22 protein-coding genes are annotated in these 20,688 nt (G+C 64.2%); 13 read left to right on the forward strand and 9 right to left on the reverse strand.

Annotated features, from left to right (window positions below; all coding sequences use genetic code 11):
* Positions 1-59: 59 nt before the first annotated feature.
* The gene (locus IB277_RS28205; RefSeq protein WP_060521854.1) at positions 60-1,061 is read right to left on the reverse strand and encodes a LacI family DNA-binding transcriptional regulator; all 1,002 of its coding nucleotides are present in this window, start codon (positions 1,059-1,061) and stop codon (positions 60-62) included.
* Between the two features lie 150 nt (positions 1,062-1,211).
* Between IB277_RS28205 and IB277_RS28210 the strand changes: the two genes are divergently transcribed.
* Positions 1,212-1,937, forward strand: a complete 726-nt coding sequence (locus IB277_RS28210) for a glutathione S-transferase (RefSeq protein ID WP_060521853.1) — start codon at positions 1,212-1,214, stop codon at positions 1,935-1,937.
* Positions 1,938-1,949: 12 nt separating this feature from the next.
* Here IB277_RS28210 and IB277_RS28215 read toward each other — a convergent pair whose 3' ends face one another.
* Together IB277_RS28215 and IB277_RS28220 are read right to left on the reverse strand one after the other, a co-directional pair.
* The gene (locus IB277_RS28215; protein WP_060521852.1) at positions 1,950-2,192 is read right to left on the reverse strand and encodes a hypothetical protein; all 243 of its coding nucleotides are present in this window, start codon (positions 2,190-2,192) and stop codon (positions 1,950-1,952) included.
* A gap of 150 nt (positions 2,193-2,342) precedes the next feature.
* Positions 2,343-3,302, reverse strand: a complete 960-nt coding sequence (locus IB277_RS28220; protein WP_060521851.1) for an MBL fold metallo-hydrolase — start codon at positions 3,300-3,302, stop codon at positions 2,343-2,345.
* Between the two features lie 91 nt (positions 3,303-3,393).
* Here IB277_RS28220 and IB277_RS28225 point away from each other — a divergent pair, with 91 nt between their 5' ends.
* Positions 3,394-4,305: a LysR family transcriptional regulator gene (locus tag IB277_RS28225; protein ID WP_112977093.1), complete on the forward strand. Its 912-nt coding sequence runs from the start codon at positions 3,394-3,396 to the stop codon at positions 4,303-4,305.
* Between the two features lie 65 nt (positions 4,306-4,370).
* On the opposite strand, the gene IB277_RS28230 is transcribed toward IB277_RS28225, so the two are convergent.
* Together IB277_RS28230 and IB277_RS28235 are read right to left on the reverse strand one after the other, a co-directional pair.
* Complete coding sequence (locus IB277_RS28230) at positions 4,371-4,751, reverse strand: DUF427 domain-containing protein (protein WP_034801745.1); 381 nt, start codon at positions 4,749-4,751, stop codon at positions 4,371-4,373.
* Positions 4,752-4,829: 78 nt separating this feature from the next.
* Entirely contained in the window at positions 4,830-5,582 is a 753-nt protein-coding gene (locus IB277_RS28235; protein ID WP_082584675.1) for a DUF599 domain-containing protein, read from the reverse strand.
* Positions 5,583-5,782: 200 nt separating this feature from the next.
* On the opposite strand from IB277_RS28235, the gene IB277_RS28240 reads away from it, so the two are divergent.
* From IB277_RS28240 to leuB, 11 genes are all read left to right on the forward strand, one after another.
* Positions 5,783-6,466: a GntR family transcriptional regulator gene (locus IB277_RS28240; RefSeq protein WP_034801749.1), complete on the forward strand. Its 684-nt coding sequence runs from the start codon at positions 5,783-5,785 to the stop codon at positions 6,464-6,466.
* Positions 6,463-7,908, forward strand: coding sequence for an aldehyde dehydrogenase family protein (locus tag IB277_RS28245; protein ID WP_112977094.1), 1,446 nt, complete (start codon positions 6,463-6,465; stop codon positions 7,906-7,908). Before IB277_RS28240 ends, IB277_RS28245 begins: the two co-directional genes overlap by 4 nt.
* A gap of 80 nt (positions 7,909-7,988) precedes the next feature.
* Positions 7,989-8,735: a glucose 1-dehydrogenase gene (locus IB277_RS28250; protein ID WP_192356996.1), complete on the forward strand. Its 747-nt coding sequence runs from the start codon at positions 7,989-7,991 to the stop codon at positions 8,733-8,735.
* Positions 8,736-8,791: 56 nt separating this feature from the next.
* A complete protein-coding gene (locus tag IB277_RS28255) occupies positions 8,792-10,267 on the forward strand; it encodes an ABC transporter substrate-binding protein (RefSeq protein ID WP_192372187.1) in 1,476 nt (491 codons plus the stop codon).
* Positions 10,268-10,404: 137 nt separating this feature from the next.
* Positions 10,405-11,355 (forward strand): ABC transporter permease, encoded by a 951-nt coding sequence (locus tag IB277_RS28260; RefSeq protein WP_034801757.1) that lies wholly within the window; start codon positions 10,405-10,407, stop codon positions 11,353-11,355.
* Entirely contained in the window at positions 11,355-12,215 is an 861-nt protein-coding gene (locus IB277_RS28265; protein WP_060521844.1) for an ABC transporter permease, read from the forward strand. The genes IB277_RS28260 and IB277_RS28265 overlap by 1 nt, the downstream gene beginning before the upstream one ends.
* A complete protein-coding gene (locus IB277_RS28270) occupies positions 12,212-13,228 on the forward strand; it encodes an ABC transporter ATP-binding protein (RefSeq protein ID WP_060608125.1) in 1,017 nt (338 codons plus the stop codon). Before IB277_RS28265 ends, IB277_RS28270 begins: the two co-directional genes overlap by 4 nt.
* The gene (locus tag IB277_RS28275) at positions 13,225-14,199 is read left to right on the forward strand and encodes an oligopeptide/dipeptide ABC transporter ATP-binding protein (protein WP_192372189.1); all 975 of its coding nucleotides are present in this window, start codon (positions 13,225-13,227) and stop codon (positions 14,197-14,199) included. The genes IB277_RS28270 and IB277_RS28275 overlap by 4 nt, the downstream gene beginning before the upstream one ends.
* Positions 14,200-14,209: 10 nt before the next feature.
* The gene (locus IB277_RS28280; protein ID WP_089042908.1) at positions 14,210-15,598 is read left to right on the forward strand and encodes an amidase; all 1,389 of its coding nucleotides are present in this window, start codon (positions 14,210-14,212) and stop codon (positions 15,596-15,598) included.
* A gap of 11 nt (positions 15,599-15,609) precedes the next feature.
* Positions 15,610-15,825, forward strand: coding sequence for a hypothetical protein (locus IB277_RS28285; protein WP_134886311.1), 216 nt, complete (start codon positions 15,610-15,612; stop codon positions 15,823-15,825).
* Positions 15,826-15,889: 64 nt separating this feature from the next.
* Entirely contained in the window at positions 15,890-16,999 is a 1,110-nt protein-coding gene (gene leuB / locus IB277_RS28290; RefSeq protein WP_192339325.1) for a 3-isopropylmalate dehydrogenase, read from the forward strand.
* A 116-nt stretch (positions 17,000-17,115) separates the two neighbouring features.
* On the opposite strand, the gene IB277_RS28295 is transcribed toward leuB, so the two are convergent.
* The 4 genes from IB277_RS28295 to IB277_RS28310 are packed head-to-tail and all read right to left on the reverse strand — an operon-like array spanning position 17,116 to position 20,682.
* Positions 17,116-17,865 (reverse strand): SDR family oxidoreductase, encoded by a 750-nt coding sequence (locus IB277_RS28295; protein ID WP_192356993.1) that lies wholly within the window; start codon positions 17,863-17,865, stop codon positions 17,116-17,118.
* A 20-nt stretch (positions 17,866-17,885) separates the two neighbouring features.
* Positions 17,886-18,728 (reverse strand): fumarylacetoacetate hydrolase family protein, encoded by an 843-nt coding sequence (locus IB277_RS28300; RefSeq protein ID WP_192356991.1) that lies wholly within the window; start codon positions 18,726-18,728, stop codon positions 17,886-17,888.
* Between the two features lie 41 nt (positions 18,729-18,769).
* Positions 18,770-19,792, reverse strand: a complete 1,023-nt coding sequence (locus tag IB277_RS28305; protein ID WP_034787909.1) for a hypothetical protein — start codon at positions 19,790-19,792, stop codon at positions 18,770-18,772.
* Entirely contained in the window at positions 19,789-20,682 is an 894-nt protein-coding gene (locus IB277_RS28310) for an SMP-30/gluconolactonase/LRE family protein (RefSeq protein WP_060582278.1), read from the reverse strand. The genes IB277_RS28305 and IB277_RS28310 overlap by 4 nt, the downstream gene beginning before the upstream one ends.
* Positions 20,683-20,688 lie beyond the last annotated feature (6 nt).

Below are 20,688 nucleotides of genomic sequence, written 5' to 3' on the forward strand. Positions count from 1 at the left end.
TTGATAAAAATCTAGCAGGAGGCGGTCGGAACGGCGAAAGCTTGTTTGATCAAATCAGATCAAAGGCTTTCGGCTGTGATGGTAATGAAGCGAATGGGGGCGGTGTCCGGCTCCATCTCGGAAAGCCCGATCCGCCGCAGCATCAGGTCAAGCGAGCGACGGGCCTGTGCCTCCGGCGCCTGGTCGAGCACGACGTCCATGATGCCGTCGCTAAGCGCCTTGCGGGTGTAGTCGGTCAGCTCATGGCCGACGAAGAAGATTTCGGTGCCACGCTTATGTCGGCGAAGCACGTCGATCAGGGCCGCATTCGCGCCGCCGGCATTATAGAGCCCGGCCATATCCGGATACATGTCGAGCGCCCATCGCAACGCTTCGGCGCCATAGTGCTCCTCGTCGCGGGTAAAACCCAGCCACTCGAATCGGCGGTCGCCCGGATGCCCCTCAAAATAGTCCGAGAAGCCACTGAGGCGGTCGCGATGGACCTGATAGATCGGGTGGCAGAGCGCGACGACGGGCCCCGCCTTGCGCGCCATGCGCGCGATGAAGAGTGCCGCCGTTCGTCCGGCCGCGTGATTGTCGATGCCGACGAATTCGCCCAAGTCGTGCGAGGCCCTTGTCACGACATGGACCACCGGCACGCCGCGCACGATCACGGCTTCGACAGCGGCGCTGATCAGCGGATGATTGGGCACGGCCAGGATCAATCCGGCGCGGCTAACCTCGGCTGAAAGGATGCGCCTGGCGATCTCCTCCGGCTTCATTTCCTCGGTAAAGCTGCGATGCACGACGACGAGCGGATCCAGCGTCTCGGCGATCCGCTGAAAGGCCTGCGACAGGCGGCGATAGAAGGTCGTCTCCGGCCGCACCATCAGCACATCGATGCGCAAAAGCCCGCGATGGGTCTCGGGAAGGGTTCGCGGATAATTCAGCGCGCGCGCCGCAACGACGACTTTTTCGACGAGGTCCGGGCGAACACCACCGCGGCCGTTCAAGACCCGCTCGACCGTCGCGGTACCGACGCCTGCCAGTTCAGCAATGTCGCGATAGTTCGGCTTGCTCACCTGGACTACTCCCCACCACACGTGTTCATAGCGCCTTAGCATGTGATCGCCCCTGTTCGACAGAGCAGGCGTCCGAAGTCAGGGCCTCCCCTCGCCGCCGCTGCCGCGGCGCCTATATCAACCGGGTATCGAGAATGGGATCGAGGCATCATGACCTATGAATTGTACTACTGGGACGGCATCCAGGGGCGCGGTGAATTTGTCCGACTGGCACTCGAGGACGCCGGCGCCGCTTATGTCGATGTGACGCGCGCGCCGGGCCGCGGCACCGGGGAGATGCTGAAGCTGATGGAGAGCGCCACCGAGGCGCACGTGCCATTTGCGCCGCCCTTTCTGAAAGATGGCAACCAGATCATCTCGCATGTCGCCAACATCCTCTTCTACCTCGGCCCCAAGCTCAGCCTTGCGCCTGACGGTGAGGCGCTGCAGTGGTTCGCCAATGGCCTGCAGCTCACCGTCACCGACTTAATCGCCGAAGTGCATGACACGCACCATCCGATCGCGACTTCGAAATATTATGAGGAGCAGAAGGCGGAGGCGAAGGACCGCGCATTCGAATTCGTCACCAACCGCATCCCGAAGTTTCTCGGTTATTTCGAGCGGATTCTCGCGCAAAACCCTGATGGCAGCGGCCATGCAGTCGGGAACGCCGTCACCTATGTCGACCTTTCGCTGTTCCAGGTGATCGAGGGGCTACGCTATGCCTTTGCCAAAGCGATGCGGCACTATGAGGAGGACTACCCCAATCTCATGAAACTGCACGCCTCGGTGAAAGCCCGGCCGAACATCGCCGCCTATCTCGCCTCATCGCGACGGCTGGCCTTCAATGAAGACGGCATCTTCCGCAATTACCCGGAACTGGATATCGCGCCCTGACGGAAACTCCCCTCAGGCGGCCGCCGCCTGGTGCTCCCGCAGGAACGCGGAGACGCGCCTCAAGCCTCCGCGTAGAATGCCTTCGTTGTTGGCGTAGCCGATCCTGAGATAGCCTCCCATGTCCATGGCGCTGCCCGGCGTGAACATCACGCCGGTTCGCTGTAGCAGTTGCAGGCAGAATGCCTCTGAAGTCATCGGCAGGTCGTATTTCAGAAGCGCCGTCGTGCCCGACTGCGGCTTGATCCAGGCGATCAACGGCTAAGCACCCACTCAGTCCGAGAGAATGGCGAGGTTGGTGCACCGTCTACAGCTCGGCGCAGGCCTATGCCTACATCAATGACGGCGACGGCGTCGTGACCTTCGTCCGCAACGTCATCTCGTAGACAAGGCCTAAGCTGCCACCCGCTACTCGACGTAGTTCCAGGGGACGAAGCGATAGAGCGTCTCGTCGCGCGCCACATGGCCAACACCGGGGAACGGCAGATGCGCACCGGCGACGAGGTATCGCCCATCGGCCGCATCCGCCAGCGCCACGGCACGCGTCGCTGCCGCCGCGGTGCCGTCGACGTCGAAGCTGACGAAGACGTCAGGCGTGTCGAACTGGATGTAGTCGCCGTGAATGACGTCCCCCCAGAATACGAGGCGCTGGCCGTCATCCGCTTTCAGCACGATCGCGGAATGCCCGGGCGTGTGCCCGGCGCGCAGGGTCGATCCGAGGTTCGGCAAGACGTCCGCGTCGTCGGCGAAACGCTTCACTTTTCCGGCGGCGATATAGGGGGCCAGGGCATCGTGCGCTCGCTGAAAGTCGGTCTTCTGCGCCTCGGTCAGCGCCGTCACGCCCTCCCGCTCGATCCAGTAGCGGTATTCGCGCTCGGCGAGATGGATCTCGGCATTCGGGAATTGTGCTTTGCCGTCGATGGTGAGGCCGCCCGAGTGGTCGGCGTGCACATGGGTCAGGATCACCGCGTCGACCTGGTCGGCGCGATAGCCGGAGGCCGTGAGATGCCTCAAGAGCTTGCCGGCGGCAATGCCGAGCAGGCTCCCCGACCCGGCATCGATCAGCACCAGCCGTTCGCCGTCGTTGACGAGATAGGCGTTGATCGACAGATGCGGCTCCTTGCCGAGGAAGTTTTCGTCCAGCCTGCGCTGCAGCTCGCCTTCCGGTTCGTTCTGATAGATCTTTGTCATCGGCAACGCCAAGGTGCCGTCCGACAAGGCGGTGACTTCGAACTTTCCGAAGCGGAAGCGATAGTAACCGGCATTGGCGACGGTCGATAATGGCGCGGCGGAAAAGGCGATCCGCGGTGCGAGCGGCAACAGGGCCGCGGCGGCAAGAAGGCCCAAAGCTTGTCTGCGAGTGGTCATGATCGGCTCCTTCGATTGGATGCCGAGACGCTATCAATTCAACCGTCGGTCGATTATCCTGCGATCGTGGAAGTAATTGTTCCGGAAACGCATGAAATCCCCCCAATCTGCCGATCTCAACAGCCTCAGGATTTTCCTCGAGGTCGCCCGCTCAGAGAGCTTTTCCTCAGCTGCGCTTCGCCTGCACCTGCCACCGAGCACGGTCAGCCGGCGCCTGGGCGAGCTTGAGGCAGCGCTTGGCGTCGCCCTGCTGCTGCGCTCCACCCGCCGGGTCTCCTTGACCGAGGCCGGAAAGCATCTGCTGGAATCGGTCGGGGGCGCCGTCGAGCTCATCGACCGCGGCATCGCCGGCTTCCAACCGGCCGACGGTACGGCGCGCGGGCGCCTAAGGGTCGCGACGTCAGTCGCCTTTGCCCGTACCTTCCTGCCACCGATCCTGAAGCGCTATGCGGAACTCTGCCCAGAAGTCCAGGTCGACATGCAGACCACCCACCAAAATGTCGATCTGATCGGCGAAGGCGTCGACGTGGCCTTAAGGATGGGCGAACCCGTCGACAGCGAGATGATCTACCGCAAGATCGGAACGATCGAGCAGCGCCTCTATGCCGCGCCCGCCTATTGCGCAGGATTGGCGCTGTCTTCGCCCGAGGACCTCATGCACGTCGCCCTGGTGGCACACCGGACACGCATGCGACGGGAGCTTGCCCATTGGGTGCTGTCAGACGGCAACAGGCACTTTACGCTCGAGCGCCCGCCATCGATCGTCGTCGACGATCCGGCGATCGGTGAGCGCCTGATCTCCGAAGGTCTCGGCATCGGCATGCTCAGCGACGCGCTCGCCGCTGACGGCGTCGCAGCAGGAAGACTTGTGCCGGTTCTTCCCGAATGGTTCGGGCCGCCTACGCACCTCTACTACCTCTACCACCAGCAACTGGGCGACCTGCCGAAAGTGGCGGAGTTCCTGAAAGCGGTGCGCGAGACGTTTCAGGTTCGGAGCAAGTAGCGTCGCACCGCCGCCGCTTCCAGCAACCGTCATGCGGCGACGCGCGGAGGGCCGGGCTTTCGCGCCTAGGGCCGAAGCTCTTCGATCGAATCCACCCGGTCCGGATAGAATGCCAACCGATCCCGGATGTCGGCGACCGCCTCATGCGGGTTCTCATAGCTCCAGACTGCGTTTCGCGATCGCTCGCCGCCGGATGGGATGCTGTAGTAGGACGCATCCCCCTTATAGGGGCAGTGGGACGCGTGATCCGTGCGCTCAAGCAAGGACATGTCGACATCCTCACGCGGGATGTACTGCACCGGCGGATAGGACGCCTCGCGCAAGGCGAGCGCATTGCGGGTGTCGGCAACGACGCGCCCGCCAAGCGTGACGACGACCCGCGCCGGGTTTTGCTCGATGGTGATCGGATGATCGGGGCCGGGAATCTTGATCGGTTTGTCTGACATGGGCGACCGCCTCCAGAACGTTACGGATACTAGGTGGTTACCTCGCCGGCCAATTCCAACCGGTCACGCCAAAAACCCTCAGCTGTTTGCCGCCGGAGAACGGACGGCTGTTGAGGGTTCTACCGCGGCCGCCGTCGGATGGCTCTCGTCGAGCAGCTTGCGCACCTCCATCACGCCCTTGGCCGTATCCGACCAGCTGTGTCTCCAGACGAGAAGCGCGACCGAGCCGACGATGGCGATAATAAAGGCGATCGGCCCCAGGAACCAGAGCGCGGCGGCAACGGTGAAGTAATAGGAGCGGACACCCTGGCTGAAGGATCGAAGGGCCGGATTGATCATCAGCGACAGGGCGTGGGCCCATGCGGCGATGTCGCGGGCTTCTTCGCGCGAAGGGCTCGCTCCGATCGCTGCGAGGCAATAGTTGATCTGCCGCACCGCCCAGATGAATTCGGACAGCCCGCGCAGCAAGGTCGCCATGACGAGCAGCACCTTGCATTGAAACAGCCACAACGGCTCGATCGGCGCGAACATTGCGATGATGCCCGACTGAAGGCCAATCGTCGGCTGGATGAAAAGCGCACTGCTCATGGCGACGATGACGATGAGATTGGCCGAGCCGAAGAACGAGGCCGAATTGATCGTGTGACCGAGAATGGCGGCGTCACCGATGAAGTTGGTATCCCGCGTCAGCACCTCGCGCATCCAGGCCTGCCGGACACGCACCATGTCTAGCATCAGGCTGTCTGTCCGGCGCGGCCAACCAAGCGCCATCATCGGCTCCAGTCCCACCCAGGTCACGAGGAACAGGATAATCGCAATCCAATCAAGCATCTGCACGGCCAGCCTCCCACCATAGCAGTTCCTAATAGAAGCCGCGGCGAGCGGCGCGTCAACGCGGCGGCGCAAGTCGGGACTGCCGAAGCCGACGGCGTCGCCAGTACTTGCTGACAATCCCTGGGACTTATGTGTCATCACCGGATTGACTCGGCCTGTATCCTGGATACAATTTGCCTCGATCTTGGGAGGGATCGATGAACCAATCCTTTGAATGGCGAAGCCAGTCACGCTTGCTCGACGAAGTGGCCCAGGCCCTTCGCGAACGTATTTATGCCGGCGTCTATGCGCCGGGCGCGACGCTGCGCCAGGAAAAGATCGCCGCCGAGTTCGGCATCAGCCGCACGCCGCTGCGCGAGGCGCTGCGCGTGCTCGAGCGCGACGGGCTGGTTGTCAACAAGCCGGGCAGCGGTGTCCGGGTCGCAACCGCCGACCTGCCGAAACTGCTGGATGCCTACGCGGTGCGTGAGGCGATGGATGGCGTGGCGGCCCGCAACGCCGCCGAGCGGGCGACAAATGCCGAGATCAAGGATCTGGCAAAGCAGGTGGAGCGCCAGCGCAAGACCGTCGAAAACTGGGATCCAGGCGCCTACACACAGTCCAACGTCGTCTTTCACGAGGCGATCGTTGCGGCCTCGCGCAATGCGTCGCTGGCGCCGCTCGGGCCGCTTCTGCGCATGACCTCGCAGGTTTTTGCCCCAGCCTTTTCGCTTTCGAGCGAGCGGGCGAGCACTGCGGTCGCCGAACACGGGCTGATCGTCGAGGCGATCGCCGCACGGAACCTTGATGAATCCGAGAAACTGGCCCGCGCCCACATCAACGCGACGGCCATGAGATTGAAGGCGCTGCTTGAAGAGCGCGGGACTGACAAAGAGGCATGACTGTGAAGACCTACGGCAATTTCATCGCGAACAAGTGGCAGGACGCAACGGGCGGCGAGTTCATCGCCGTCAGGGATCCTTCCAACGGCCTGGAATTTGCGCGCATCGCCCGGGGCACTCGGGACGATATCGATCTCGCCGTGCGTTCGGCACGCGCGGCACTCTCAGGTGAGTGGGGACGCCTGACGCCGACCGAGCGCGGCCGGGTGCTGACCCGGATTTCGGCCGGTGTGCTGCGCAACATCGACCTTCTGACGGAGCTCGAAGCACGCGATGTCGGCAAGCCGCTGACCCAGGCGCGCGCCGATGTCGTGGCGCTTGCGCGCTATCTCGAATTCTATGGCGGCGCCGCCGACAAGGTTCATGGCGACACCATCCCCTATCAGAACGGCTTCACCGTACTGACCGTCTACGAGCCACATGGCGTCACGGGCCATATCATCCCCTGGAACTACCCGATGCAGATCCTCGGCCGCAGCCTCGGCGCGGCCCTTGCCATGGGCAACGCCGCCGTCGTCAAGCCGGCCGAAGAGGCCTGCCTCACCATCTTGGAGTTCGCCCGCATCGCCGAAGAAGAGGGCTTGCCCTCGGGCGCGCTCAACATCGTCACCGGCTTCGGCTCGGAGGCGGGCGCAGCGCTTTCGGAACACCCCGATGTCAACCACATCTCCTTTACCGGCTCGGTCCGCACCGGCGAGATGGTGCAGGCGGCGGCGGCGAAGAACGCCGTGCCGGTGACGCTGGAACTCGGCGGCAAGTCGGCGCAGATCGTCTTTGCCGATGCGGATCTCGACCGCGCGGTCCCCTTCCTCGTCAATGCCGGCATCCAGAATGCCGGTCAGACCTGTTCGGCCTCGTCGCGCATTCTGGTTGAGCGTGCCGTCTATGAAGAAGTGGTCGCGCGGATGAGCGAACGGTACCGCGCCTTGAAGGTCGGTCCTGCTGGCAGCGATCTCTCGGTCGGCCCGGTCGTCTCGCAGCGGCAGAAGGCGATCGTCGAGGGCTTCCTTGCCGACGCCGCCAAGGATGGCCTGAAGGTCGCAGCGCAGGGCGAGATCGTCGCCGACGCGCCGGCCGAGGGCGCCTATGTCGCGCCGACGTTGCTGCGCGACGTGCCGCACCAACACCGCACGGTGCAGGAAGAGATCTTCGGCCCGGTTCAGGTGATCATGCCCTTCGACGGCGAGGAGGAAGCCATTCGACTTGCCAACGGCACCGACTATGGCCTCGTCTGCGGCGTCTGGACCAATGACGGCGGCCGGCAGTTGCGCATGGCGCGCGCCGTGCACGCCGGCCAGGTCTTCATCAACAATTACGGCGCCGGCGGCGGCGTCGAGCTGCCCTTCGGCGGCGTCAAGAAATCGGGCCATGGCCGCGAGAAGGGTTTTGAGGCCCTCTACGGCTTTGCCAGCATGAAAACCATCTCTGTCTACCACGGCTAGAGCGCGCAAAACCGCAGGCGGCGTTCCACCCGCATCGCGCTCCAACCCATGATCTAAGTCTCCTTGGGAGGAACAACAAAGTGTCACTGGAAGGTAAAGTCGCTCTCATCACCGGCGCAGGCTCCGGTTTCGGCGAAGGCATTGCCAAGCGCTTCGTCGAAGGCGGCGCCAAGGTCATCGTCGTCGATCGCGATGCTGCGGGTGCAGAGCGCGTCGCCAAGCAACTCGGCAGCAATGCCATCGCCGTGGTTGCCGATATCGCCAAGGAAGCCGACGTTAACGCGGCCGTTGCGGCGGGTCTCAAGCAGTTCGGGCACGTCGATATCCTGATCAACAATGCCGGCATCGGCCACAAGCCGCAGAATGCCGAGCTGGTCGAGCCCGACGAATTCGACCGTATCCTCGGCGTCAATGTGCGCGGCGTCTACCTGATGACGCGGGCGCTGCTGGCGCACATGAAGGAAAACAAGGCGGGCGTTATCGTCAACATCGCTTCGACCGGCGCCAACCGGCCGCGTCCGAACCTTGCCTGGTACAACGCGACCAAGGGCTGGGTCGTTTCTGCCACCAAGGCGCTCGCGATCGAACTCGCGCCCTTCAACATCCGCGTTGTCGCGCTCAACCCGGTTGCCGGCGAAACGCCGCTGCTGACCACCTTCATGGGCGAGGACTCCGACGAAATCCGCAAGAAGTTCCGCGATTCCATTCCGCTCGGACGCCTGCTGAAGCCGGAAGACCTTGCGGAGGCCGCCTTCTTCGTCGCCTCGCCGCAGGCGTCGATGATCACCGGCGTGGCGCTCGACGTCGACGGCGGACGCTCGATCTGATTATTTCGACCTGATTTCCGGGACCATAAACAACGAAACCGCAAAGCGGGGGAACCATGATGAATTTGACGAAACTGGCGCTTGCCTCGTGCTTCATCGCCGCGTCGCTGACGCCGGCGATGGCCAAGGATACGATCACCGTCGGCCAGGTGCTCGAGCCGCCGGGCCTCGACCCGACCGCGGGCGCCGCCGCACCCATCCGCTACATCACCTACGGCAACCTTTTCGAAGGTCTCGTCCGGGTGGTGGAAGACGGCACGGTGAAGCCGCTGCTCGCCGAGAGCTGGACGATCTCCGACGACCAGAAGACCTACAGCTTCAAGCTCCGCCAGGGCGTCAAGTTCCATGACGGCACGGCTTTCGACTGCTCGGTGGTGAAATTCTCCTATGAGCGCGCCGTCTTGGCCGATTCCACCAATGCGCAGAAGGGCCTGTTCGAGCCGATCGAAAAGACCGAATGCCCGGATCCGGCCACCGCGGTCGTGACGCTGAAGCGCCCGGCCTCCAACTTCCTCTTCAACATGGCCTGGGGCGACGCGGTCATGATCGCGCCGTCGTCGGCCGCCGACAACAAGACCAAGCCGGTCGGTACCGGCCCGTTCAAGTTCAAGGAATGGGCGAAGGGCGACAAGGTGGTGCTGGAAAAGAACGCCGACTATTGGGGCGAACCGGCCAAGCTCAGCGAAGTGACCTTCAAGTTCATCAGTGACCCCTCGGCTGCAGCGGCCGCCGTTCTTGCCGGCAACGTCGATGCCTTCCCGATGTTCCAGGCCGCAGAACTGGTCAGCCAGTTCCAGAGCGACCCGAACCTGCAGGTTGAGGTCGGCAGCACCTCGGGCAAGGTGGTGCTTGCGCTCAACAATGCGAAGAAGCCCTTCGACGACGTGCGCGTGCGGCAGGCGCTTGCCCATGCGATCGACCGCAAGGCGCTGGTCGAAGGCACTTACTCGGGCTTCGGCACGACCATCGGCTCGCATTATTCGCCGGTCGAACCCGGTTATGTCGATCTGAACGAGACCTACCCCTATGACCCCGGCAAGGCGCAGCAACTGCTGCAGGAAGCGGGCGTTCAGAACCTCGAAATCACCATCATGCTGCCGCCGCCGGCCTATGCCCGCCGCGGCGGCGAGATCATCGCGGCCATGCTCAGCGAAGTCGGCATCAAGGTGAACCTCGTTCCGATCGAGTTCGCACAATGGCTGGATCAGGTCTTCAAGAACTCGAACTTCGACGCAACGATCATCGCCCATGCGGAAGCCCGCGACCTCGATATCTATGCGCGCGACAAGTACTACTTCAACTACCAGAACCCGGAATACAAGGCGCTCTACAAGTCCTACACGCTGGCTGCGACCGAGGCCGAGCAGATGGACCTGATCGGCCAGCTCCAGCGCAAGCTCGCAGCGGACGAACCGAACGTCTTCCTCTACGCGCTGCCGAAGATCGGCGTCTGGAACAAGAAGGTGAAGGGTCTCTGGAAGAACATGCCGGTGCCGGCCGACGACCAGACCCAGACCTATTGGGAAAACTGATCGACTTTCATTGAGCGGGATGCGGACGGAAATCCGCACCCCGCTCCAGCATCTGCCCCTCGTTGGGGCGGACGCAGATCTGCCGTTGATTGACGCACCCGGCGCCGGTCAACGCTCGCTCTTTCCGGGAGGTTGATGTGATTTCCTTCATTGGCGGTCGCCTCGTGTCGCTCTTGCTGACGACGCTGGTCGCCTCAGTCATCGTCTTTCTGCTGATGCAGGTGCTGCCCGGCGACCCCGCCGTGCTGATGCTCGGCATGAATGCCGACGCAGATGCGATCGCGGCGCTGCACCGGCAGCTCGGCCTCGATCAGCCGATCTGGATCCGCTACCTCCACTGGATCGGCGGCTTCGTCGTCGGCGATTTCGGCATGAGCCTCACCTATTCGGTGCCGATCCGGGAGCTGCTTGGCCCGCGCATCCTGGTGACGCTGCCGCTGGCGCTGCTCTCCATGGCAATCTCGGTCGCCGTCGCCATCGCCATCGGCGTCTATGCCGCCGCCAACCGCGGCAAGGCCGGCGACACCGTCGTCATGGGCATCGCCCAGGTGGGCGTCGCCATCCCGAACTTCTGGCTGGCGCTTCTCTTCATCCTGCTCTTCGCGCTGAAGCTCGCCTGGTTCCCGGCCTCCGGCTTTGCCGGCTGGGAAGGTGGCATCTGGAACGGCCTGCATTCGCTCATCCTGCCGGCGCTCGCACTCGGGCTGCCACTTGCGGCCATTCTCGGACGCGTCACGCGCTCGGCCGTCATCGAGACGCTCGGCGAGGATTTCATCCGCACCGCGCGCGCCAAGGGGCTTAGCCGTTCGGGCGCTCTCTGGAAGCATGCGGTGCCCAATGCGCTCATTCCGGTCGTCACCATTATCGGCCTGCAATTTTCCTTCCTGCTTGCCGGCACGATCATCATCGAAAATGTCTTCAACCTGCCGGGTATCGGCCGCCTCGTCTTCCAGGCGATCGCGCAGCGCGATCTCGTGACGGTGCAGACGCTGGTGACCCTGCTTGCCGCCTCCGTCATCACCATCAATTTCCTCGTCGATCTGGTCTACGGTTACCTCGATCCGCGCCTGTCGAGGGGAGGCCACTGATGTCCGCTCCTGCAACCGCCGCGCAACCCAGCCTCATCTCCAAGCTTATCGGCAGCCGAAATCTGACGATCGGGGCCACCGTCACCGTCATCCTCGTGGCGATGGCGCTCGTCTCCTATGTCTGGACGCCCTATTCGCCGACGGCGATGAATTTCCGCGACAAGCTGCAGGGACCGAGCCTTGCCCATTGGTTCGGCACCGACAACTTCGGCCGCGACATCCTGTCGATGATCATGGTCGGCGCCCGCAACTCGATCAGCGTCTCGATCGTCGCGGTTCTCGTCGGTGCCGGCATCGGCGTGCCGCTTGGCGCTTGGGCGGCTGCTCGCGGCGGCTTTGTCGATGGTCTCGTCATGCGCATGAGCGACCTCGCCTTCGCCTTCCCGGCGCTTCTGACCGCCGTCATCATCACCGCGATCTTCGGTCCGGGCGCTACCAACGCGATGATCGCGATCGGCATCTTCAACATTCCGGTCTTTGCCCGCGTCACCCGCGGTGCCTCAATGGGCCTCTGGAAACGCGAATATGTGCAGGCCGCGCGCTGCGCTGGCCGCGGCGACGTCGCGATCACGTTTCTGCACATCCTGCCCAACATCAACCACGTGCTGCTCGTTCAGGTGACGATCCAGTTCGCCTTGGCGATCGTTGCCGAAGCCGGCCTTTCCTATGTCGGCCTCGGCACGCAGCCGCCGATGCCGAGCTGGGGCAAGATGCTGAACGACGCCCAGACCTTCATCTATCAGGCGCCCTGGCTCGCGATCTTCCCGGGCCTGGCGATCACCTTCGCCGTGCTCGGCCTCAACCTGCTCGGCGATGGCCTGCGCGACATTCTCGACCCGCGCGTGAGGCGGCAACGATGACCAAACCCTTGCTTCACATGGCCGGCATGTCGGTCGAACTCACCGCGGGCAAAAGCACGGTCGATATCGTCTGCGACATCGATCTCGAACTCAACCGCGGCGAACGGCTTGGGATCGTCGGTGAGTCCGGCAGCGGCAAGTCGATGACAGCCCTTGCCGTCATGGGCCTGCTTCCGCAGCGCATGCGGGTGCGCGGCGAACTTTCCTTCGACGGCCGCAATCTCGCGGGCTTGGACGAAGCCGACTATTGCGGCTATCGCGGCCGGCGCATGGCGATGATCTTCCAGGAGCCGATGACGGCGCTCAATCCGGTCAAATCGATCGGCGCGCAGATCGCCGAGGGACGGCGGCTGCATCTCGGCGAAACGAAGGCCGATGCGGAGAAGAAAGCGCGTGCGCTGCTCGACCGCGTCGGCCTGCCGGCGCCGCGCTTCGACCTCGATCTCTACCCGCACCAGCTCTCCGGCGGCCAGCGCCAGCGCGTGATGATCGCCATGGCGATCGCCTGCGAACCGGATCTGCTGATTGCGGACGAGCCCACGACGGCGCTCGACGTTACGGTGCAGGCGCAGATCCTCGATCTGCTCGACGAGCTGATCGAAGACACCGGCACAGCACTGATGCTGATCACCCACGATCTCGGCGTCGTCTCCGAGATGACCGACCGCATCGCGGTCATGTATGCCGGCCGCATCATCGAAACCGGGCGCACGGACGATGTCTTTGCGCGCATGGCGCATCCCTATGCCCGCGGCCTTTTCGCCGCGTCGCCGCATGGCGCGGCCCTTGGCTCCCGCCATCAAGGCGATGGGCGCCCGCGGCTGAATGCCATCCCCGGTATCGTTCCGGATCCCTTTGGCCGTCCATCCCACTGCTCCTTTGCGGACCGCTGTTCCTTCGCCGAGGCCGACTGCCGTCAGGCGATCCCGGCACTCGACCTGATCAATACCGATGGAAACGTGGAGCATCGCGCCGCCTGCTTTCATCCGCGCGAAAGGATGGTGGCCCCGTGAGCGAGGTGATCCTCAAAACCACCGATCTGGTGCGCGAATACGACCTGCCACGCCCGTCGATCTTCTCGAAGCAGAGCCGCCTGCGCGTGCTCCATGGTGTCAGCGTCGAACTCGCCGCCGGCCAGAGCCTCGGCATCGTCGGCGAAAGCGGCTCCGGCAAGTCGACCCTGGCCCGCGCCGTGATGGGGCTGGAGCGGCCGCAATCGGGCCAGGTATCGATAGCCGGCAAGGACATCTACGCGCTCGATCGCGCCGGACTGCGAGAGGCGCGCAAGGGGTTTCAGGCGATCTTCCAGGATCCCTACGGCTCGCTCGATGCGCGCCACACGGTTCGGACGATCATCTCCGAGCCGATCGTTTCGCTGGAGCGTGGAACGGGCACCACGGAGCGCAACCGGCGCATCGCCGAGGTGCTGGAAGCCGTCGGCCTACCCTTGGCGTCGGCCGACAAGTATCCGCACGAATTCTCCGGCGGCCAGCGCCAGCGCATCGCCATCGCCCGCGCGCTGATCACCCGGCCGGCCCTGATCGTCGCTGACGAGCCAGTGTCTGCACTCGACGTCTCGATCCAGGCGCAGGTTTTGAACCTGATGATGGACCTGCAGGAAAGGCTCGGCCTTTCCTATCTGTTCATCAGCCACGATCTCGGCGTCGTGCGCGCCATCACCGACCGGGTTGCCGTCATGCATCTCGGCCGCATCGTCGAGGAAGGACCGACGGCCGAGGTCTTCGACAACCCGCGCCATCCCTATACTCAGGCGCTGGTCGCTGCCGTGCCGAAACCGTTTTCCGGACGGCGCAAGCGGGTGCGTTCCGCTGGGCCGCCGCAAACGCCCGTCCATACCGCAACGACCGCAGCCGGCTGCGCCTATGCTGCCGTCTGTTCCCGCAGGCAGGAGATCTGTCTGACCCGAACGCCTGAGGCCAAGCCGGTGACGCCGGCCTGGTCCGCCCGCTGCCATTTTGCCTAGGAAGTGCCCCATGTCCGAACTCGCCGATCTCTCCGCCGTCGATCTCGTCGACGCCTACCGCTCGAAGAAGCTTTCCCCCGTCGAGGTCACCGAAGCGGTGATTGCCCGCATCGACGCTTCCGAGCCAAAGCTGAACGCGCTTTGGGCCTATGACCCGGCCGAGGCGCGCAAGGCCGCCAAGGCATCGGAAGAGCGCTGGGCAAAGGGTGAACCTCTGGGCGCAATCGACGGCGTGCCGGTGACGATCAAGGAAAACATCGCAACCAAGGGCACCGCCGTGCCGCTCGGCTGTGCTGCCGTGTCGCTGACGCCTGCAACCGCCGACGCGCCGCCGGCAGCCCGCACCCGCGAGGCGGGCGGGATCCTTCTCGCCAAGACCACCATGCCGGACTACGGCATGCTGTCTTCCGGCCTTTCCAGCTTCCACAAGCTTGCCCGCAATCCGTGGGACCTTTCGGCCAATCCCGGCGGTTCAAGCGCTGGTGCCGGTGCTGCCGCTGCAGCCGGCTACGGACCGTTGCACATCGGTACGGATATAGGCGGCTCGGTCCGGCTGCCGGCCGGCTGGTGCGGCATTGTCGGGCTCAAGCCTTCGGCCGGCCGCGTGCCGATCAACCCGCCCTTTATCGGCCGCGTTGCCGGCCCGATGACCCGGACGGTCGCCGACACGGCACTCTACATGTCGGTGCTGTCGCAGCCGGACGCCCGGGACACCATGTCCCTGCCCTATGCCGACATTCCCTGGCTCGATCTTGATCGTGATCTGAAGGGTCTGAAGATCGGCCTCTGGCTCGACGCCGGCTTCGGCCAGTCGGTCACGCAAGAAACGGAACAGGCGGTCAAGAAGGCGGCACAGCTCTTTGCCGATGCCGGCGCGATCATCGAGCCGATCGGCCCCTTCCTGACGCGCGAAATGATCGACGGTCTCGACCGCTTCTGGCGGGCGCGCGGCTGGGAAGACGTGTCGCGCCTCTCGCCGGAAAAACAGGCGCAGATCCTGCCCTATATCTTCGACTGGATCAAAACGGCCGAGAATTTCTCCGGCCGCGAGGTCTATACCGGCTTCGCCCAGATCGACGCCATGCGCAACGCGCTGCATGCGGCACTTTCCGGCTATGATTTCATCCTGTCGCCGACGGCCCCGACGGCCTCCTATCCGGCCGAATGGGCCTCGCCGGTCAACGACCCGCAGAAGCCGTTCGAACACATCGCCTTCACAGTCGCCGTCAACATGGGCGGCCAGCCGGCAATCTCGCTCAACTGCGGCTACACCTCGGGCGGCCTGCCGATCGGCCTGCAGATCATCGGCCAGCAGTTCGACGACATCGGCGTGCTGCGCCTCGCGCGTGCCTTCGAGACAATGCGCCCTCAGCAGCGCCCATGGCCAAAGGTCGCATGATGAGCAACACCATGCGTTACACCATCGAAAGCGGCGATCTCGAAAACATCGTTTCCCGCCTGCTCGACATCGTTCGCCGGCTCGGCGTCAGCGTCTCGAAACTCGCGATCGAGGTAGACGGCGGCAACGCCAATCTTGAAATCGCCCTCGCTCCGGCTTCGCAGGCTGTCGCCAACACGCTGCGAGAGCGCATCGGACAGATCGAAGGCGCGAAGGCAGCGGTCTAGCCCGCATCATTATCAACGCGGCCGTGCCGCTTTACACCGACTGAAAACCACAGGAGTGCCGACAATGGCCCGCAAACTTTTCATCCTCCCCGGCGACGGCATCGGCCCGGAAGCCATGGCGGAAGTCCGCAAAATCATCGCCTACATGAATGCCGAGCTTGGTGCCGGCTTCGTGACGGACGAGGGCTTGGTCGGCGGTTCGGCCTATGACGCCCACGGTCAGGCGATCTCGGAAGAGGACATGAAGAAGGCGCTTGCCGCCGATGCGGTGCTGTTCGGCGCCGTCGGCGGTCCGAAGTGGGATGCGGTGCCCTACGAGGTGCGCCCGGAAGCCGGTCTGCTGCGCCTGCGCAAGGATCTCGAGCTCTTCGCCAACCTGCGCCCGGCGATCTGCTACCCGGCGCTTTCCGCCGCCTCGTCGCTGAAGCCCGAACTGGTCGAAGGCCTCGACATCCTGATCGTGCGCGAGCTGACCGGTGGCGTCTATTTCGGCGAACCGAAGGAGATCATCGATCTCGGCAACGGCCAGAAGCGCGGCATCGACACCCAGGTCTACGACACCTACGAGATCGAGCGCATCGCCGGCGTCGCCTTCGAGCTGGCCCGCACCCGCAACAACCGCGTCTGCTCGATGGAAAAGCGCAACGTCATGAAGTCGGGCGTGTTGTGGAACCAGGTGGTGACCGAGACGCACAAGGCGAAATACTCCGACGTCCAGCTCGAGCACATGCTGGCGGACGCCGGCGGCATGCAGCTGGTGCGCCAGCCCAAGCAGTTCGACGTCATCGTCACCGACAACCTGTTCGGCGACATGCTGTCGGACGTGGCGGCGATGCTCACCGGCTCGCTCGGCATGCTGCCCTCGGCCTCGCTCGGCGCGCCGGATGGTGTCAGCGGCAAGCGCAAGGCGCTCTATGAGCCGGTGCACGGCTCGGCACCCGACATTGCCGGCAAGGGCATCGCCAACCCGATCGCGATGATCGCCTCGTTCGCCATGTGCCTGCGCTATTCCTTCAACCTGGTGAAGGAAGCCGACAATCTGGAGAAGGCGATCGCCACCGTGCTCGACCAGGGCATCCGCACCGGCGACATCATGGCCGAAGGGGCAAAGAAGGTCGGCACCACCGAGATGGGCGACGCCATCCTTGCCGAGTTCAAGGCGCTGTCGGCGTAAGCGACAACCCATCCTGAACGGCGTCACGCCGACGCCCACAAGCCTACGAAAACCAACACCTCCGGAGCGCATCCGGAGGTGTTTTGCATTTCACGGCCTTGCGAGAATGCGGCGTCTCAGATCGTGATGCCGCCGTCTATGTTGATTGCCTGGCCGGTAATGAAGGCCGCCTCGTCGGAGGCGAGGAAGGCGCAGATGGCGGCGACTTCTTCGACCGTGCCGAACCGGCCGGCCGGCTGGCGGCTGATGAAGGACCGGTAGGCCTCATCCCGGCTTCCAAGCTTTTCGCCAAGTTCGCCGATGCGCTCTTCCAAGGAGGGTGACGCGACAGTGCCGGGGCAGACCGAATTGCAGCGAATGCCCTGAGAAACGTAGTCAGCTGCCACCGCCTTGGTCAGGCCTATGACGCCACCCTTGGCGGCGCCATAAGCGGCACGCCGCGGGAAACCCTTGATCGAGGAGGCAACCGATCCGATGGTGATGATGCTGCCGCCATTGGCCTTCATCTTCGGGATTGCGCCGGCAATGACGTTGTAAGCGCTGTCGAGCGTAATGTTCACCGAGCGCCGCCAATCGGCGGGCGAGCATTCCTCGATCGTGCCCTGATGCACGTAACCGACCGCGTGCACGAGGATATCGACCCGGGCGAAGGCGTCGAAATAGGCACCGACCGCCACATGATCCGTCGCATCGAGCCGCGTCGTCGCGGCGCCGTCGAGGGTGGTGAGCAGCTCGGCATTGATGTCGCTGGCGTGGACCTCGGCGCCTTCAGCCATCAGTCGTTCGGCGACCGCGCGGCCGATGCCTTGGCCGGCAGCCGTGACCACGGCAATGCCCCCGGTCAAACGTCCCGTCTTTTCCTTCATGGTGAGACCCTTCTGCATGTCTAGAGGGATTGAACGACCTGACGCTGGCGGCCGAGTCCATCGATACCGAGTTCGACCACGTCACCGGGCCCAAGATAGCGCGGCGGCTTCTTGCCCATGCCGACGCCGGGGGGCGTGCCGGTGCAGATGAGATCGCCGGGCTCCAGCACGCAGAACTCGCTCATGTAGGAGACGATGGTCGCGACGTCGAAGATCATGCGCGCGGTCGTACCCGCCTGCATGCGCTCGCCGTTGACGTCGAGCCACATCGACAGGGCCTGCGGGTCCGGAACCTCGTCTTTCGTCACAAGCCAGGGGCCCGTCGGGCAGAAATTCGGGAAGCTCTTGCCCTTCACCCACTGCCCGCCACGCTCCATCTGCCAGGCACGTTCGGAGACATCGTCGACGATCGTGTAGCCGAGGACATGGTCCATAGCCTCGGCGCGCGATACGTTGAGCGCCTGCTTGCCGATGACGATGCCGAGCTCGACCTCCCAGTCCAGCTTCGACATTTTCTCGGTGTGGAGAAGCGGTGCGTTCGGGCCGCAATAGGTGCCGGCCGCCTTGTTGAAGAGGATCGGTTCGGACGGCACTGGCAGTCCCGCCTCTTCCGCATGGTCGGAGTAGTTGAGGCCGACGCACCAGATTGTACCGGGCCTTGCGACCGGCGGCAGGATGTCCGCATCGACCACCGGCATCACAGGGAGCGCCGCGAAATCGGCGCCGGAGAGCACTGCCAAGACACTAGGCAAAGTCTCCGCCGTGAAGTCCTGGACGAGCGAAGACACGTCCCGCGCCTTGCCCTCGCCATCGAGGATGCAGGGCACGGCAGAGCCGTCGACGGTGAGACGCAACAATTTCATTCTCTTGGCTTTCAGTTGGATATGTCTCAGCGAGCGACCATTCAGCCGATCGGAGCGGCTTCGACGGAAAGCCGATAGCGGGTGGTGAAGGTCTGATCGGGTTCGAAGGCAATCGCCGTTGCAACGCCGGATCCCGCGATGGGGCTGTCGCCCGTGGAGACAGCCGGTCCGAGATCGAAGGCGGATGCGATCGGCTCGACGCCGAGCGCCACGTGCCGCCCATTCCAGGGGTAGGCCTTGCGACCGCGGTTGCTGTACCAGAGCAGCAAGCTTGGGAAATGCTCGTTCTGCCAAGTGAGCCGCGCGCGAAAACCCTCGTCGCGATAGTGGAGCGCGAGGCTGCCGTCGATGCCCGAGAGCTGCAGCAGGTCCTCGGTCTCCTCGACAAGCGGCACCTGCGACGCATCGAGCATGACACCTTTGCGCGTCTCGACCTTGCCGAGCGATAACCATTGCCGATCGGGCGAGAACAGAGCCGCGCCCGGTTCGACATCGCCGGGAAAACTCCAGACGCGATCATGGGCGCCGGGTTCGATCGTGACCGAACCGGGACGGCTCGGCAGTCGGAACGTCGGATGCAGGCCGATCGGCAGGCGGCACGGACGCCGGGCCTCGATTTCCAGGGTGATGTCGATGGAGGGCGCATTTGGATCCGGCACGATCTGCCGCCGCAACAGTCGGATCGGATGGTTCTCCGGATAATGGCATTCCATCGCTATCTGGCGGTCGTCGCAGGCACCCCACGCCCAATGGACATTGGAGCTATGGCCATGCGGCACGCCGGCGCCGTCGAAACTCTCACCGTCTACGGACCAGCCTGCAGGAAGCGTGCGGCTGGCGTCGCTGCCGAAAGGCACACACGGCCACTCGCCACGCAATTCCTTCAGGATTTCCGGCAGCGTCTCGCGCTCGGGATCGTTGCCCCAAGGCGCAACTTGCAAGGGGCTGACTTGCCGCCCGTCCGGAAGCAGGAACAGCACCGGGCCGAGCATGCCGCCGAGCGACTGCACCGAGAGGCAGCCATGCGCCCAGGCGAGCGCGCGCCGTGTGGTCTCCGCGCTCACTTTGTAGCCGCCCCGAACCGGTTTTCCGGCATGCCGGCGACCGTGACGCGCATGGCATAGAGGCTGCCGGCGAGACGCTCGGCTGGCCCCGCACCGGCCGTGGTGATGTAAAGCGTCTTCAGGTCGGCGCCACCGAAAGTGCAGGTGGTGATGTTGGTGACCGGCATATCGATCGTCTCGGCAAGGCTGCCATCCGGCGCAACACGGGCGATGCAGCCACCGCCATAACGGCAGTTCCAGAGGAACCCCTCGCTGTCGATCGCCGAGCCGTCGGGCGCGCCGCGATCGAAACCGGTGAAGAAGGGTCGTTCGCCGGAAATCGAGCCGTCCACGGCATGATAGTCGAAGGCGTAAATCTCGTTTGCCAGCGTATCGCCGAAGTAGAAGGTGCTTCGATCCGGGCTCCAGCAGAGCGTGTTGGAAATGCCGAGGCCATGCCGCCATTCGGTGACGGTGCCATCGGGTGCGATCCGGTAGAGGATGCCCTCGCCCGGGGCAACGTCGCCAAGCTGGCCATCCGGAAGCACGTTGTTCTTCATCGAGCCGACCCAGAAGTTTCCGAGGGGATCGGCGCGACCGTCATTCAGCCGAACACGCGGTGAACCGGGCAGGACGAAGCCGTGATCCTGCCGCCGGTCGGTTTCGGGCCACCACCATATGAGCTTCGAGCCGAGAGCGATGAGCAGACGCCCATCTTCACGGGTCAGCGAGATCGCCACCACCGGCTCGTCGAAGAGCCACGTCCTGACCGCGCACGTCGCCTCGTCATAGCGGTGGATCAGAAAGCGGTTGATGTCGGTCCAGTAGAGCGCCGCCTCTTCCGCCGACCAGACGGCGCCCTCGCCGCAGCGGTCGCCGACGGGCGCGACACAGACGAGCTCACGGGCCATCTCCGC

Source organism: Ensifer sp. ENS07 (assembly GCF_014852185.1).
Lineage (GTDB): Bacteria > Pseudomonadota > Alphaproteobacteria > Rhizobiales > Rhizobiaceae > Ensifer > Ensifer adhaerens.